The organism is Dictyobacter sp. Z7_2 (genome assembly GCF_057551105.1).
The window spans coordinates 2,641,820-2,658,164 of the sequence record NZ_BAAJPE010000002.1; the positions used below are offsets into that span (position 1 = coordinate 2,641,820).

The following is a 16,345-nucleotide window of genomic DNA, read 5'->3' on the forward strand; positions in this document are numbered from 1 at the left end:
GCCGGGAAGACTATTGCAAAAGTTTTTTTATTGCTACGGACGCTATTGATCTTGTATTTCTAATATGCTAGTATTGCGATGCTAGCATATCGATAATAGATGTTTGGGAAACGTCGTTAGTGAGGATGCAATTTTATATAATTTAAATGAAATGATGATTTTATAAAAGTAAATCATCATTTTGGGAGTTTCATATTAGATGTGTATCTTCTGAAAGAAGTATTGCATCTTTGCGTTGTTTATAGACATTTTTGTGTATATAATTCAAGCAGAAGAAAGGGAGCTATGTCATTAGTCGAGGTACTGGACGTACTCCAATATAGTCAATCTCCACATTATCTGAAAACAAAGGATACTCACGAGCCAGGAAGCGTGGCCCTTTTTTGCGCTGCTTATCATGCGGGCGTAGATGGTATTTATGTCTTTCAATCAGAGAGCAAAAAAGATGCACCCTTCTCCGTACAGCCAGCTGTCTATGTGGCGGAAGCACAAACTCTGGTAGAAGCACAAACAATTCGTCGTCAGGTGTGGAATCTTGGACAGGCTCCATTTCTCATCATCAAACTTCCCACTGATATCCAGGTCTATAGCGGCATTGAGTACTCAAAAAAAGATGTACAAGTGGGTCTGCTTGAAGCACATGTGACGCTTGATAAAGACACTCTGCTGGCACGTCTGGCAGACTTTTGTGCTGCGTCGATTGATAATGGACAATTATGGCGTCGTCGCTCTCATGCTCTCAAAACGGATCAACGCGTTGATCAGCGTCTACTCAGAAATCTGAGCAGATTGGGACAATTGTTGAGAGAACAGATGAAGCTTTCTTCTGCTCTCTCGCACGCCTTGATTGGTAAATATCTCTCTATTCGTGCTTTGCGCGACCGAGATATCCTTTCAGATCAGTGGCTGAGACAGCATGAGATCGAGATCGATACTGTTCTTGGTCGTCATGCGACTGTTGATGGCTTACGTCAACTTGACGAGCTTCTGGCTGATCGCTTCAATGGCGCTATTTTCCCGCTGGATGTTGCAGGTGATGAAACAATTAGAGATGAGCATGTTGAATTGGTTGCTTCACTCTTCAAGGGTGGCGGCCCTCTACCTGGAAGATGGCGTCAGGCAGGCCTGGATGATTTCCAGATTTACGATTTTGCCCTCATACCTGTTGAGATGCTTGCCGCTGTCTATGATCAATTTCTACACGCCGAAGGCAATGGGAAAAAAGTGGGTGCATATTATACCCCTGCCTATCTTGCAAAATATCTCATTGCGGAAATGGACTCGGTGAGGCCACTGCATGCTGGAATGAAGATCCTTGATCCTGCCTGCGGGTCTGGAGTTTTTCTCGCGCTTATCTATACACGTTTGATTGAGCTACGTCTGGCTCGTTCAGATGCTAAAACGCTGTCACTGTCAGAATTATTAGAGCTCTTAGAGTCTATCTATGGGATTGAGCGAGAGGATGATGCCAGTCACTTTGCGGAGTTTAGCCTTCTTTTGACGTTATTAGATTATGTCGATGTATCCGATCCTTTACATGATGAGCATTTTAAACTTCCATCTTTACATAACACTCAGATTTTTCAGCACGATTTCTTTGATGCAACTGTACCTGTCTTGATGCAAGAGATTTCGTTTGATTGGATTGTAAGTAATCCTCCCTGGATTGTATCTGATCGTAGGGATGAAGCTCCAGTGAATGAGTGGATACGCACACATAGTACGCGTCGATCGATTGATAATAATAGTGTAGCAGAAGCCTTTAGCTGGCATGCACTTGACTGGCTGACACAAAACGGTGCTAGCGGACTTATTTTGCCGACGTCACTTCTATACAATCTTGAAGGATGGAAGTATCGACAGTCCTTCTTTAGAGATTGTGACGTGCATCGCATCACGAATTTTGCTAACCTGTATGGAGACCTCTTTGAAGGAAAAGTTACTGGCTCGGCCTTTACGGTAGTTTATCAGCAGGCACAGCAAGATCAGACAAAGCCATTGATTGATCATTATGGTCCCTTAGCCATTAACCAGCTTGTAAAGGCTGGTAACAAGCTCTTAGCGGTCACTGTAAATAAGGACGAAATTCACAGTGTTTCTTCGGATGAAGCAGCGCGTGGAGAGATCGCTACCTGGAAATTTGCTTTGTGGGGAACGTTACGAGATAAACAAACAATCGCTCACTTCAGAGAAATTTTCCCCAAAACTCTAGCCCAACTCTGTAGGGAGCAGCATAAATGGTATCTGTTGGAAGGTCCGCAATTACGCCATCAGGGTAAGGTTGGGGACAACAAAAGTGTCGAGCACATTCCGTCTCTGACAGGAAAGAAGCAACTTAACACAGATACTCTGAATACATCTGGATATCTTTTCTCTCTACCTGAACATGCGCTCGAAGATATCTCTGCCGCCGAAAGTTACATGCGTAAGCAGGGAGGACGTAAGGCTCTGCTCGTATCAGAGCCACCCCATGTAATTATGAACGACGCATGGAAGTACAGTATCTATAGCGATGCCTATGTGGTGATTAAACCCTGGCAGATAGGCTTATCTGCTCCTCCGTCTGATGCGGATCATTTACGAGCGCTCTCAGTTTTTCTTAGTTCTGGCTTTGTAAAATACTACTTTTTTTTTCACGCACCCAGATGGGGAATTGATCGTGATGTGGTGACGCTGAATATGGTTAAGACGATTCCCGTTCCCGAATTGACCCTGACGCAGATAGAAGCGCTAGCCGAGCTACAAAAAAAGCTTGTCATACTAGAAATCGGGCAGGATAGCAAATCTGCTCAAGCCTATCGGGATGAGCAGATCGTGCGGATTCTCCAGGTGCCAGCAAGTATCGCCACGCGCGTGACCGAATTTTTGCACATGCGCTCGAAGTTGGCCGGAGGGGATACAAAGAAGCTGCATTCAGGCTATGAACGGGGTTGATGAGATGATTGCTTCAAATCTCTCATCTTAACTTCTCCTCATCTTGCTTGAAATACTCGGTAACAAGATAGGCAACATTATCCCACGCGTTGTGGATACCTATAAAGATGAGTAGAGCCGTAGCTGCTCCAACGATAAATAATGTAAATGCTGGATTGCTCATGAGTAGAAACGCTGAGATAGCCAATGCTATGTATGAAGCAAATGGAAAGATGGTATGCCATAGCCAGTCTTCCAGTACCGGCTGATAAACAGTTTGACGACGCGTCCGTTGAAACACAACAATGACGTATATCGATCCTCCTAAACCAGTTATACCAAGTAGAATGCCGGCATTCCACAACTGCGGCCAGGGAGCACTGAGAATCATAGCTATAAGGAGGGCGACACAAAAATGCACAACGGTCGGAGTACTAAATGCCTCGATCACTCCATTTGAAGCCCTTTGTACTCTGATGCCTGTGATAAGAGTGATGACTACAAACATTAATCCAGTGAGTGCCGCAGCGGCGGAGCCGATAATGACATAAAAGTTTTCCCAACTTGCGAGCAGCGCTATCGCAGTCTCTTGCATAACGGGATCTTCCCTTTCGATATACATGCAAACCTTTGAAACCTCGGGGTGTCCCATACTTCTCAGAAAAGATAGCTATGAGACAAGACTGGATTGATTAAACCAAATCTTGTCCTCCACGTCAACTTCAGACGCGGCGACGACCAATCTTTAGAATAGATCCAGCCCCGCCAATACTGAGGATACTTCCCACGCTGCCAATACTCAAGATGCTTCCCGTGCTCCCAATACTGAGGATACTTCCGCTGCTCCCGATGCTGAGAATGCTTCCCGCACTAAAGAGACTCACCAGGCAAAAAATACTCCCAATGCTGAGGACGCTCTTGTAGGACCATTGCGATTGTGCTTTCATTGATTTCTCCTTTTTCTTCTATATTACCATTGACAAGAAGATCTACCATTCTGCAGTTGGTAAATATGATTTACTAACGAAGTACAATTTCACTTTTCGTGCTAATCCATTGAGTGAAGAGCACAACGAATAAAGAATATCTTGGATCAATTTTGGTATGACATTATTTATTCGTTGTTTACAGGTTATAGAAATTTTATTCGCGGTTGGAAGACGTCAATAAATTTTAACATAGTTTCCAAAGCCCAGTTTTTTAACATATCTAACTTATCAGGCGAGTCTGTTATCTTTCCCGGGTGGGCAATTGAAATACGGCAAGCTTTTTTACCATCTAGCCGACTCCAATCGAGGACCATGTGCAATTGATTCTCGATTTCCGGTTTCTGTTGAAATAATTTATCAAATAAATTTTTACTGTCTCCTGCCTCAATATATAATTCTACCCTAAGATTATCTATTCCGAATGCCCATCCAAAATTAAAACCAGAACGTCCCCCACTGAATGACCAGTAAGTTTCAGGTTGTGTCTTTGTTGCGTTAGTGATTCCTGGCTTGGCAATTTTCAAGCGATCTAACATCTCTACAAAGAACATTTGCCATAAAACTGTATTTGTTCGATATAAGATTACTTGCTGATTGTTGATGCTAACATCTCCAACACGCCATCCAGCCTTAAGCCATATTAAAGATTGAGGATTATCGATATAATCATTTGACCACCAACTCTCGTGTTGATATGCAGCAGAAGGAAGAGGATTTTGCAGTAGTGTTTCCATATCTACAAAATTTACTTGAATATTATTCTTTTTATCCCCTTCTACTTGTTTTAGAAATTCTATGAGTTTTTGTCCACTGGATGGATGAGGTTGAGAAACATTAATAGGTAATTTAGGACGTGTAGATATCCAGTAGCGTGCGTGTTCCAGCGAATTTCGCTGTGCTGCATCAAGGCGTATTCTAAAATGAGCTAATTTATTACGTATGTCGTTTATGTTACTCATTGTCTCTTTGAAAAGATCCTTAGGGGCTAAGTACTTTTCAAAGAATTCCCAATTTTTTTCATTCACTACCAGTCGGATTTGCTGGTTAAAGTTAAGTTTATCAAACTTGATATCAGATTTGAACTCTCGATAGATAGCGGCGTCTCTCACATTTCCCTCGGGCAAAATTGTTTCAATATAATTACGTATTGTTACCTCAATGTCTTCTATCTGAATAAGTCCCCCTGTTACCTCACGAAAAAAATGCGTTATATCATAATCAGTCAAAACACCAACTGGTTTTTTTTCATTAACAATTATGACTACAGAAACAATTTCTAAAAGTTCAAGTACTTTAAAGACCTCTTCAGTGTGGGGTAAAGTAGTTGGTTGAGATTGACAGTGATCTACAGTGAGATCTAAAAGTGGAACTTTTCCATTGAGAAAATGATATTTTTGTATAATGGTTCGCTCAGAAACAATGCCTACTAAATCCCCTTTTGTATTAACAACAGGAAGTTGGCTATAGTTGTTTTGAGTCATGATATTTAACGCTTCTCGTACCGTTTGATGCGTGCCAATACAAATCAGCTGTTGTGTTTCAAGTAATTTGCTCAAAGGAAATTGCATTGACTTTTCTGACCTCCTAATATCCCTCAAAGTTTGAGCGTTTAGATGTATAAGAACGGATTATTGTTCAAATAATACTTCTTCTTCGTTCGAATACAAGATTTATATATTTTTCAAAATATTACCATAAATTCTGTTTAGATACAGCATTATTGTATATGATTTTTGTGATGAATTGGGTTATAAATGCCATGAATGCCATGAATATAAATGATAATTATCATGTTAAAGGAGAAATGCCTATGAGTGCTGAAGCAGTGTAGAGATGCTAATATTGTAATGATAAGTATGACCACGTTCTATCGATTTAATAGAACGTGGTCATACTTATATGTTGTATAGAAAAAGCTATGGTAAGAAGTAGTTATTCCACCGTCACCGACTTTGCCAGATTGCGTGGCTGATCCACATCGCAGCCCCGTGCGACGGCGATATGGTAGGCAAAGAGTTGCAGCGGGACGGAAGCGAGCAGTGGACTAAACATCTCCAAGGTAGCGGGTACATACATGATGTCGTGGGCGTGCTGCTTGATGTTCTGATCGCCTTCGGTGGCGACGACGATGATATGTGCGTCGCGTGCGCGCACCTCCTGGATGTTGCTGACGACTTTCTCATAGACATGCGAGGCTGTGGCGATGCCGACGAGCGGCGTCTCTGGATCGAGCAGGGCGATGGAGCCGTGCTTGAGTTCACCAGCGGGAAAGCCTTCGGCGTGTATATAGGAGATCTCTTTGAGTTTGAGTGCGCCTTCGAGTGCGGTGGGATAGCCGACGCCGCGTCCGATGAACATGATGCTTTTCAGATTGGCCATGCGTTTGGCGAGTGGTTCGATGATGTCGTGTTCGCTGTTGGCGTGGTTGAGGATCTGTTGGATCTGTTCGGGGAGGATGTCGAGGGCGGTCAGGAACTCCTGCATCTGTTCGTCATTGATGCGTTTGCGTTGCTGTCCGAGGTAGAGTCCGAGCAGGTAGAGGACAGCAACGGAGCTGACGAAGGTTTTGGTGGCGACGACTCCTATCTCGGGTCCGGCCTGGAGGTAGAGGACGGCGTCCGAGAGTCTGGTGATGGCGCTGGAGACGATGTTGGTGACGGCTATGACTGGTGCTCCACGCTCGCGTGCCTGGCGGATTCCGACGAGTGTGTCGGCGGTCTCGCCCGATTGCGTGACGGCGATGCAGAGCGTTTCGGGTCCGACGATTGGATCGCTGTAGCGGAATTCGGCGGCGGTGACTGTCTCGACGGGTATGCGAGCCCATTTCTCGATGGCGTATTTGGCGATCATGCCGGCGTGGTGGGATGTTCCGCAGGCGACGACGATGATGCGCTGGATGTTGTTGAGCAGTCCGGCATGCTCGATGCGTTCCATTTCGGGGAGGTGTAGTTGTCCGTCGCGGATGCGTCCTGTGAGGGAGCGGCGCAGGGCTTCGGGCTGTTCATTGATCTCTTTGATGACGAAGTGGGGATAGCCAGCTTTTTCGGCGGCTTCGGCGTCCCAGTCGATGGTGATGGCTTCACGCTCGATGGGTGTGCCATAGATGGTCATCAATTCGACTCCCGTGGGACGCAGGACAGCCATCTCTCCTTCCTCCAGGATGAGGATGCGATGGGTGTGGGTGAGGATGGCCGGGATGTCTGAGGCTAAAAATTGTTCGTTCTCTCCCAGTCCGACGACGAGTGGTCCGGCGCAGCGGGCTCCGACGAGCAGGTCTGGATGCTCCTGGCTGACGACTCCGATCGAGTATGATCCGGTGACGCGTTGCAGGGCTGTTCTGACGGCCAGGACAAGATCATGATCAGCGGGTCCGAAGTAGGCTTGTTCGATCAGGTGGGCCAGCACTTCGCTGTCGGTCTCCGACTTGAAGCTATGTCCGGCCGCTTGCAGCTCGAGGCGTAGTTCGGCGTAGTTCTCGATGATACCGTTGTGGACAACTGTCAGGCTGCCTGTGCAGTCTGGATGCGGATGGGCGTTGATGTCGTTTGGTCGTCCATGCGTGGCCCAGCGTGTATGTCCGATGCCGAGCGTGCTGTTGCCGGGTCGCTCTCCGTTGGAGACGCTGGCTACGAGGTTGGCGATCTTGCCTGCCTGTCGATGAAGGTCGATGGTGCCTGTGGAGTTTAAGACGGCGATTCCTGCGGAGTCATATCCGCGATACTCAAGTTTAGCCAGGCCAGCAAGCAATATGGAAGTAACATCGGTCTCTTTTGAGCCGACGTATCCTATGATACCGCACATGTGTCGGGTACCTTTCTGTATTGTAATAAAACAGTCAATATGTTGTTTTACTACCTCACTGAGAGCGTTTTGTCCTGATCGTTACCAGACAGGCATTGTGTACTCTCTTCTTAGGAACGTGATCATCCCTGGAGGCTCCCCGCTGATTGTTCCGAACGGCCTCCACCTCGTCAACCGTAGTTTCCTCCTACGAACCCGGTCCATGCGCTACTAGACACGACTATGTATATCTTACTGCTCAATTGTAACACGCCTGATGGGTTGTTGTGGTAGACATCTGGTTAAATTTGCGTGTTGATAGGAAGAATAGACTATCTATTATCTACACAGTAGACGTTGACCCCTCTTATTTTCGATCTATCATTCCTGTCTATTTTGACAGGATTAAAACCCGTCCTCTTAGACAGTGTGTTCAAGCAACGCTTCATCTATACTTCATAATGGAGTACATATTGCTCTGTCAAAAGTCATCGTATCTCTGTCGTATCGGAGACGTGCATCCCAAATAGGTCAGTGAAGCCGTGGGGTGAGCGTGGATACCTGGCACGTCGCGATCAATTTGCTTGATCGCGACGTAAGCGAATTGCAAAGGATCATCACTGCCGGGAATCCTGATGGGGGTGGGATGGTACAATATATGTAATTTACGGATAGAGGAGTGAATAAAGCGTATGGGTTTTCGGAGTATGGGCGGTGGCATGTCTTCCTATTTAGAGGAGCAGAAGCTACGTGGACGTCAGACAGACTCTCGTACAATACGTCGAGTTGTGTCTGCATTCAAGCCATATAAACTACAGGTGTTTCTTGTCTTATTCGCAATTATCTTGACGACTCTCTTGGGATTGGTCAATCCTTTGTTGATCGAGCGCGTGTTCGATGACGCGATTGACAAAAGAAATCTTCAATTGCTTATCATCTATGTCGGTATTATGATCATCACGCCGATTGTCTCGGGCCTGATCGGTGTCTGGCAGTCCTACCTGAATAATACGGTGGGACAAAATGTGATGCGTGATTTCCGCAATCAGCTGTATCAGCATGTGCAGAGGATGTCGCTGCGCTTTTTCACGGCCACCAAGACTGGAGAGATTCAGTCGCGCTTATCGAACGATGTGAATGGCGTCGAGTCGGTCGTCACGAATACCGCGACCACTATCGTCTCAAATATCTCGACGGTCTTAAGCACAATCATCGCCATGCTGATCATCAGTCCCACGCTGACAGCCATCTCTCTCTGCATGCTACCGCTTTTCCTCTTTATCACGGTCAAGGTGGGCAATATTCGCCGGAAGACGAGTAAAGAGACGCAGCAGTCGCTGGCGTCTCTGACTGTGATGACTCAGGAGACACTCTCGGTAAGTGGTATCCTGCTGATGAAGACCTTTGGCCGTCAGGACTATGCTCGTAAGCTTTATGAGAATGAGAATCAGAAACTTACAGACCTTGAAGTGCGTCAGCAGCTAATTGGTCGCTGGTTCTTCATGACCATCAGTATCTTTTTTTCCATCGTGCCTGCGGTTGTCTATCTGGTCGCCGGCATACAAATCATCGATCATAGCGATCCATTTATGACGCTCGGTAAAGTCGTGGCTTTTACGACTCTCCAGAGTCGTATCTATGGTCCTATTGGACAGCTATTGTCTGTGCAAGTGGAGATCCAGGGGACGCTGGCTCTGTTTGATCGCATATTTGAGTATCTGGACATCCCGATCGAGATTATGGATAAAGCCGATGCTCTCAAGTTGACTCCTGCCGAGTCACGTGGACAGGTGAGCTTCAAAAATGTCTCCTTTGTCTACAAGAGCGATGTGCCGGAAGTTCTACTCCCCCCACCAGCCAGATCGAAGGGCGGTGCGAGACGCCCAGGCATGATGGGAGCTCGTCCCATGGAAAATTCGCTCTCTGACGAGGTCGCAGAGCAAAAGGTTGAGCTTCCAGGCGAGCCACGGCGCCAGACGCTTTCTAACGTCTCCTTTGACATCGCTCCGGGACAGCTGGCGGCCTTAGTGGGTCCCAGTGGTGCCGGGAAGACGACGATGACGTATATGGTGCCGAGGCTTTACGATGTCGATAGCGGTGCGGTTGAGATCGATGGGCATGATGTGAAAGACATCGCCCTGACCTCCCTGGGAGATTTGGTGGGCATGGTGACGCAGGAGACCTATCTTCTGCATGCCAGCGTGCGTGAAAATCTGCTCTATGCTCGACCGGAAGCCACCGATGAGGAGCTGATTGCTGCGACAACGGCTGCGGCTATCCACGAGCGCATCATGGAACTTGATGAGGGCTATGATACCATCGTGGGTGAGCGAGGATATCGCTTATCGGGAGGCGAGAAGCAGCGTATCGCCATTGCGCGTGTGATTCTCAAGAATCCGCGTATCCTGATCCTCGATGAAGCCACCAGTGCCCTGGATACCCATTCGGAGCGCTTAATCCAGGCCGCTCTTGTGCCTTTAATGCAGGGTCGTACGACCTTCGCGATTGCTCACCGCCTCTCGACTATTCTTGCGGCCGATGTCATTCTGGTTGTAGATAAAGGCGAAATCGTTGAGCGTGGCACGCATGAGGAACTCCTGGAACGTAATGGGCTCTATGCTCGATTGTACAACGAGCAATTTAGCAGTACTGCTCTGGAGGCACAAGAAATAAGCGCATAATATCCAACTTTCGCAACCTCAAGGCGTATACATTGTGGAAGAGATTGTCATCGTCTCTCAAATGATGTTTTACATCAATGACTATAAATATAAATTTATTGGAGGATAGCGCTATGGATGCTCGTTTTTATAATGTGAAAGATCAGCAAATCGATATTGAAAGTGTAGCAAATCAATTCGTGAGCGCCTATCGATCTCAAGGATATGCCGCTCAGTATGTTGGCAATAAAGAGAATGGTCTGATTCAGTTGAAAAAGGGCGGCGATTTTGAAGCCGTACTCGGTATGCAGGCTGCTCTTTCGCTCTCGTTGCAGCGTACGGATGGCGGAGTCGTCGTGACAGCCGGGCAGCAAAAATGGATCGATAAAGTGACGCTGGGAGCGGCAAGCTTTTTGATCCCTGTCCTGGCGCCGCTGGTGATCACGGCTGGCCTGGGAGCTGTGCGTCAGATGAATCTGGCAGGACAGGCCTTTTCTATGCTCGATGGCTTGATTCGTCAGCGCTATCCGGAGGTTCAGATTAATCCAACGACGCATGGGGCGGGTTTTGCTGGCTTCTAAATCTGCTCTCAACCCCTTTCTAACTCTGGTCAGTTACAAACGTAGATAGAAGTAAGCGAAAATGCTTATGCAGTATGCACTCGTTAGGGATAAGAGATTCTCATATTAGAAATTCAGCATAAGGAACAACCTTCCTTATGCTATTATGTACTTATAAAGAGTGATGAAAAAGCTACGTTGGAGGATAATGGATGGATGCCCGCTTTTACAACTCAGATGATATAGATGTGGAACGACTGGCTAATGATGTCGCGAATGCCTATCTGGCTCAAGGTTATCAAGCCCAGCAAATCGGTCACAGAGATCAGGTGCTTGTGCAGCTGAAGAAAGGTGGCGATTTTGAGGCGATTCTCGGGATGCAAGCGGCTGTCTCACTTACAATTCAACGAACCACTGGCGGTGTGTTGGCGATAATTGGTCAACAACGCTGGTTGGATAAGGCTGCCATTGGAGCAGTTGGTCTGGTGGCTTTTCCGATTCTCTGGCCGCTTACTTTGACGGCCGGAGCAGGAGCATTACGTCAGGCCAGTTTAGGTAATCAGGTACTCAACGTTGTGGATGGACTGGTACGCCAGCAGCGCCCAAATATCCTGCCGGGACCAATTCCACTGCAATTGATGCCGCACGTTCAGCAGCAGTGGGGACAGCCTACACCGCAGCAACAACAGACGCCTTACTATATCCCGTCCGGCACAGTTGTTGATGGATCTTCTCGTCCGATGATGCCAACGCCGATGGCTCCAGTCTCAACAGGATTAGCCTGCTCATTCTGTAATACGCCCTATGGACCTGGCGACACTTTTTGTTCGGGGTGTGGTCGGCCTTTAACGGCGCCAAAATCATATTGTCCCAATTGCAACTCCGAATTGAAATCGGGCCTGGCTTTCTGTCCCAAATGCGGTGCTTCTACCTATCAGCCTGGTTCATCTTCTTCGATTCCAAAGCCGGGACCAGCTCCGCAACCAATATCCTATGCAGCATCTGCACCGGCTCCGCAGGCGCCTGTGTATCAGCCGCCGGCTCCACCTATTCCAACCTATACACCGCCGACTCCGGCTCCACAGGCACCGGTCTATCAGCCGCCAACCTATACACCACCAGCGGCACCAACCCCACCGCCGGCCCCGGCTTATGTGCCGCCAACGCCACAATCGCCGCCCGTGGTACCACAGCCGCAGGTCTTTTATGTGCCATCTAACCAGCAGCCAACGGTGGAGGAGAAGCCAAAGGCACCTGAACAATATTATGTGCCTCCGGTGACGCAAGAGCCACTATCACAGCCGCAGCCGAAAGTGACGATCGTACCGGCTACGCCAACTCATGAGACGCCACCGCCGCCGAAGGCACATCCGCAGAAGCAGTACTATGTCCCATCACATCCTGAAGCTCAGCAGACATTGCAGGATATCGCTGGACAACCAACTGTACAGCATCAGGTGAATCCATCAGATGCCACACTGGCTGCGCAGCCAACTGTTGTCCATGCGCCATCTGGAGAGCAGGAAACGACCCTGGCTGATAATCCGCCAGCCAAACCCTGGGGAACACTGACGTTTAGCAATGGACAAACGATTCAGCTTACTGGCGAGAGTGCCGTCGTGGGTCGCTATGATCATGATCTGGGTGGGATTGAGCCAGAGGTTGATCTCAGCAAGACGGATGGTTCGGATACTGTCTCGCGTATCCATGCGAGCTTTGAACGCACTGGAAGCACCTATACGCTGACCGATCTGAACAGCACCAATGCGACCAAGATCAATAATAAGCGTCTGACTCCGGATACTCCGACTACTATCCAGGATGGCGATACGCTGCAATTTGGCAAGATAACCTGTACATTTAAAACCTTATAATGTCAGGGCTTGACATTTGTATGCATACTCGATAGACTAAAGCGAACAAGAATTTATACTGGCTGGGATCAGGAGGAGTAGCTGCGTCTGCCGTGTAGAGAAGGAAGATCAAGAGGCTGAAAGTCTTCCTCGGAACGTGCACAGCGAAGGTCGCCTGTGAGCCTGGAAAATCTCTTTGATAGAGGACTTTCCACGGGTATGCCCGATACAGCATTGGCTGAGGATCAATCTTAGGATACAGCGGTCTGTTGTGTCGTGTGTTTGATCGAAACAAGGTGGTACCACGAGTCACGTCCTTTCTCGTCCTTGACGGGAAGGGATTTTTTTATGTGTTATTGAGAGGTAAATAATGATCGAGCAGCAAAATACAAATGAGATAACGCCGATCACGGATGTGGCGTCATTGCCCAAGGCCTATGAGCCACAGGCTGTAGAGGCACGCTGGTACCGTTTCTGGGAAGAGGGGGGATACTTCAAGCCACGCCCCAATCCTGCACGCAAACCGTTTGTGATCGCTATGCCTCCCCCTAACGTGACGGGTGCTCTGCATCTGGGACATGCGATCACTGCGACGCTGGAAGATATTATGATCCGCTATCATCGTATGCAAGGCGATGAGACGCTCTGGGTGCCTGGTGAGGATCATGCCGGGATCGCCACGCAGACGGTGGTTGAACGCTTGCTGGAGCGTGAGGGGACGGATCGTCATAAGGTTGGCCGTGAGGCTTTCGTCGAGCGTGTCTGGGAGTGGGTCGCTCAGTATAAAAGTCGGATTCAAAATCAACATCGTCGTTTAGGAGCATCCTGCGATTGGTCACGCGAGCGTTTCACGCTCGATGAAGGTTTGTCCAAGGCTGTGCGCGAAGTCTTTGTGCGTATGTACGAAGAGGGCCTTGTTTATCATGGCGAAGGCATCATCAACTGGTGTCCATTCTGTATGAGCGCCATCTCAGATCTTGAGGTAAACCATGTTGACACGCCAGGGAAACTGACCTATGTGCGCTATCCCCTCAAGCCGCTGGCGGGACAGACCGTGGCCGATGTTGAGTATATTAGCGTGGCGACCACTCGTCCTGAGACGATTCTGGGAGATACGGGTATTGCTGTCAATCCCAACGATCCGCGTTATGCCAATATGATAGGTCGGCTGGCGATTGTGCCAGTCGTTGGGCGTGAGATCCCGATTATTGCCGATGAGGCCGTCGAGACGGCGTTTGGTACTGGTGCCGTCAAGGTGACTCCTGCTCATGATCCGGTCGACTTTGAGATCGGTCAGCGCCATCAACTGCCACGCGTCCAGGTGATCGGCTTCGATGGGATGATGACTGCTGAGGCTGGTCCTTATGCCGGTCAGGATCGCTTTGAGGCACGGAAAAATCTGGTCGCCGATCTGGAGAAGCTGGATCTTATCACGAAGATCGAAGATTATACGGTGCCGCTGGGTCGTTGTCAGCGCAGTGACACGATCATTGAGCCATTGATCTCAAAACAATGGTTCGTCAGGATGAAATCGCTGGCCACGCCAGCTATTAATGCTGTGCGCTATGGACAGATTAAGATTGTTCCGGAGCGCTTTAATAAGATCTACTTTGATTGGCTGGAGAATATTCACGATTGGTGTATCTCGCGTCAGCTATGGTGGGGACATCGTATCCCTGTCTGGTATTGTGATGCCTGTGGCGAGGTGATCCCAAGCCGTGAGGATGTGACAAGCTGTCCACGTTGTGAGAGCGCGGAACTGCGTCAGGATGAGGATGTGCTCGATACCTGGTTTAGCTCATGGCTGTGGCCGTTCAGCACACTGGGCTGGCCGGATAACACTCCTGATCTTCAGCGCTACTATCCGAACGCAGTTATGGAGACCGGCTACGATATTATCTTTTTCTGGGTGGCTCGTATGGTCATGTCAGGCATCCATTTCATGGGGAACGCACCGTTCTCGACCATTTATCTGCATGGTCTGGTGCGCGATGCCAAGGGCGAGAAGATGAGTAAGTCTAAAGCCAACGTGATTGATCCTTTGGAGGTGATGGATAAGTTTGGGACCGATGCTCTGCGCTTTACTCTGGCGACCAGTAGTACTCCGGGTAATGATATGAAGCTGATCGATGAGCGGATTGTTGGCAATCGCAATTTCGCCAATAAGATCTGGAATGCTTCGCGCTTTGTGCTGATGACCACGGATGCTATTGGTGGTGGCGTGCCTGCCATCGAGGATTTACAGCCGCGTACGCTGGCCGATCGTTGGATTCTTCAGCGCTTTGAGCAGGTGACAAAGTCGGCGACACGCCTGATTGATGAGTTTCAGTTTGGTGAGGCTGGTCGGCAGATTAATGATTTCTTCTGGTCGGATTATTGCGACTGGTATGTTGAGATTGCGAAAATACAGATGCAGGGCGATGAGCAAGCGCGTCAAAGTACCGCAGGTATCCTGCGTGCGGTCCTGGATCAAAGCCTGCGACTGTTGCATCCCTTCATGCCATTTGTGACTGAGGAGGTGTGGCAGTATCTGTATCATTTCAGCCAACCTGACACAGCATCCTGGCCCGCCTCGGCCTTGATCGTGGCGCAGTGGCCGCAGTATCATGCTGCTTTTGCCGATGAGAAGGCTGAGGAGCAGTTTGGTCTCGTACAGGAGGTGATTACACGTATCCGCGATGCTCGTAATCAGATGAATGTAGAGCCATCCCGGCGCGTGCCTGCGATTATGGCGTGCGGCTCTGATGAGACTCTGGCGATGTTTACAGAGCAAGTGCCTCTGATTGAGGTTCTCGCTCGCACAGAGGCTCCGCAATTGTCTGTGGTGCTCGCACAGAAGCCGGAACAGGCTATGAGCTTGCTCGCTGGCCCTGTAGAGATCTATCTGCCGTTGGCAGGTCTATTGGATATCGGGAAAGAGCTTGAACGCCTGGATAAGGAGATTACTCAGGCCCAGCAGGAGATCCTTCGCGTCCAGACGAAGCTGGCAAATCAAAATTTCGTCTCACGGGCAAAGCCGGAGGTGGTCGAAAAAGAGCGCGAGAAATTAGTAGTTCAGGAAGAACGCATCAACAAGCTACAGTCCAGACGCGTAGAGTTATCGAACATTCAGTGACGCTACGCTAGACTATGATGATGCGCATCTGCATTTTTCATGCCTTCTCCGGCAAAATGTGGATGTGCTGGCCAGGACAAAAAGAAGCGGTCGAGTTAATACCCTCCAGAAGTATTAACTCGACCGCTTCTCGTAGACACAAGCACGAACAGAGGAGACACAAGCATGAACCGGGGGGTGTTTGCAATGGTTCAGATAGCTTTCTTTGCTCGACTCTTCTTTCTTACTTATCTCCTTGAGACAGTGGCAATGACGTTCTCACACATATGAAATAGGCTTTATCTGGTCGGAATATATTATTACATCACTCCCGCCATTAAATAAACTTATTCCTTTTTCATAGCTTTTTTGGCTATCGCTGTATTTCTGCTCTGACCAAAGCATAATCTATAACCCCCCTTGTTGTCAAGAGTTTCATGACTAAATTGACAAACTAAGTCAACATATCAGAAAAATTGCTTCAACAAATGGGTAG

9 protein-coding genes are annotated in these 16,345 nt (G+C 48.3%); 5 read left to right on the forward strand and 4 right to left on the reverse strand.

Annotated elements, in window-relative coordinates:
* Positions 1-285 precede the first annotated feature (285 nt).
* On the forward strand, positions 286-2,934 hold the full coding sequence (locus tag AC27N8_RS24630; RefSeq protein WP_487070349.1) for an HsdM family class I SAM-dependent methyltransferase: 2,649 nt from the start codon (positions 286-288) through the stop codon (positions 2,932-2,934).
* A 22-nt stretch (positions 2,935-2,956) separates the two neighbouring features.
* Here the strand turns inward: AC27N8_RS24630 and AC27N8_RS24635 are convergent, their stop codons facing one another.
* The 4 genes from AC27N8_RS24635 to glmS form a co-directional block, all read right to left on the reverse strand.
* The gene (locus AC27N8_RS24635; RefSeq protein WP_487070351.1) at positions 2,957-3,508 is read right to left on the reverse strand and encodes a hypothetical protein; all 552 of its coding nucleotides are present in this window, start codon (positions 3,506-3,508) and stop codon (positions 2,957-2,959) included.
* 127 nt (positions 3,509-3,635) lie between these two features.
* Positions 3,636-3,860, reverse strand: coding sequence for a hypothetical protein (locus tag AC27N8_RS24640; RefSeq protein WP_487070353.1), 225 nt, complete (start codon positions 3,858-3,860; stop codon positions 3,636-3,638).
* Positions 3,861-4,045: 185 nt separating this feature from the next.
* Entirely contained in the window at positions 4,046-5,470 is a 1,425-nt protein-coding gene (locus AC27N8_RS24645; protein ID WP_487070355.1) for a DUF4268 domain-containing protein, read from the reverse strand.
* Positions 5,471-5,834: 364 nt separating this feature from the next.
* Positions 5,835-7,703: a glutamine--fructose-6-phosphate transaminase (isomerizing) gene (gene glmS / locus AC27N8_RS24650; RefSeq protein WP_487070357.1), complete on the reverse strand. Its 1,869-nt coding sequence runs from the start codon at positions 7,701-7,703 to the stop codon at positions 5,835-5,837.
* A 671-nt stretch (positions 7,704-8,374) separates the two neighbouring features.
* Here glmS and AC27N8_RS24655 point away from each other — a divergent pair.
* From AC27N8_RS24655 to AC27N8_RS24670, 4 genes are all read left to right on the forward strand, one after another.
* Complete coding sequence (locus tag AC27N8_RS24655; RefSeq protein ID WP_487070359.1) at positions 8,375-10,363, forward strand: ABC transporter ATP-binding protein; 1,989 nt, start codon at positions 8,375-8,377, stop codon at positions 10,361-10,363.
* A 113-nt stretch (positions 10,364-10,476) separates the two neighbouring features.
* Positions 10,477-10,923, forward strand: coding sequence for a hypothetical protein (locus tag AC27N8_RS24660; protein ID WP_487070361.1), 447 nt, complete (start codon positions 10,477-10,479; stop codon positions 10,921-10,923).
* Between the two features lie 191 nt (positions 10,924-11,114).
* Positions 11,115-12,776: a double zinc ribbon and FHA domain-containing protein gene (locus tag AC27N8_RS24665; RefSeq protein WP_487070363.1), complete on the forward strand. Its 1,662-nt coding sequence runs from the start codon at positions 11,115-11,117 to the stop codon at positions 12,774-12,776.
* Positions 12,777-13,125: 349 nt separating this feature from the next.
* A complete protein-coding gene (locus tag AC27N8_RS24670; protein WP_487070365.1) occupies positions 13,126-15,870 on the forward strand; it encodes a valine--tRNA ligase in 2,745 nt (914 codons plus the stop codon).
* Positions 15,871-16,345: the final 475 nt, after the last annotated feature.

Coding starts and splice junctions, on each gene's coding strand:
- AC27N8_RS24630 (WP_487070349.1), top strand. CDS start 286: ATGTCATTAGTCGAGGTACTGGACGTACTCCAATATAGTCAATCTCCA.
- AC27N8_RS24635 (WP_487070351.1), bottom strand. CDS start 3,508: ATGCAAGAGACTGCGATAGCGCTGCTCGCAAGTTGGGAAAACTTTTAT.
- AC27N8_RS24640 (WP_487070353.1), bottom strand. CDS start 3,860: ATGAAAGCACAATCGCAATGGTCCTACAAGAGCGTCCTCAGCATTGGG.
- AC27N8_RS24645 (WP_487070355.1), bottom strand. CDS start 5,470: ATGCAATTTCCTTTGAGCAAATTACTTGAAACACAACAGCTGATTTGT.
- glmS (WP_487070357.1), bottom strand. CDS start 7,703: ATGTGCGGTATCATAGGATACGTCGGCTCAAAAGAGACCGATGTTACT.
- AC27N8_RS24655 (WP_487070359.1), top strand. CDS start 8,375: ATGGGTTTTCGGAGTATGGGCGGTGGCATGTCTTCCTATTTAGAGGAG.
- AC27N8_RS24660 (WP_487070361.1), top strand. CDS start 10,477: ATGGATGCTCGTTTTTATAATGTGAAAGATCAGCAAATCGATATTGAA.
- AC27N8_RS24665 (WP_487070363.1), top strand. CDS start 11,115: ATGGATGCCCGCTTTTACAACTCAGATGATATAGATGTGGAACGACTG.
- AC27N8_RS24670 (WP_487070365.1), top strand. CDS start 13,126: ATGATCGAGCAGCAAAATACAAATGAGATAACGCCGATCACGGATGTG.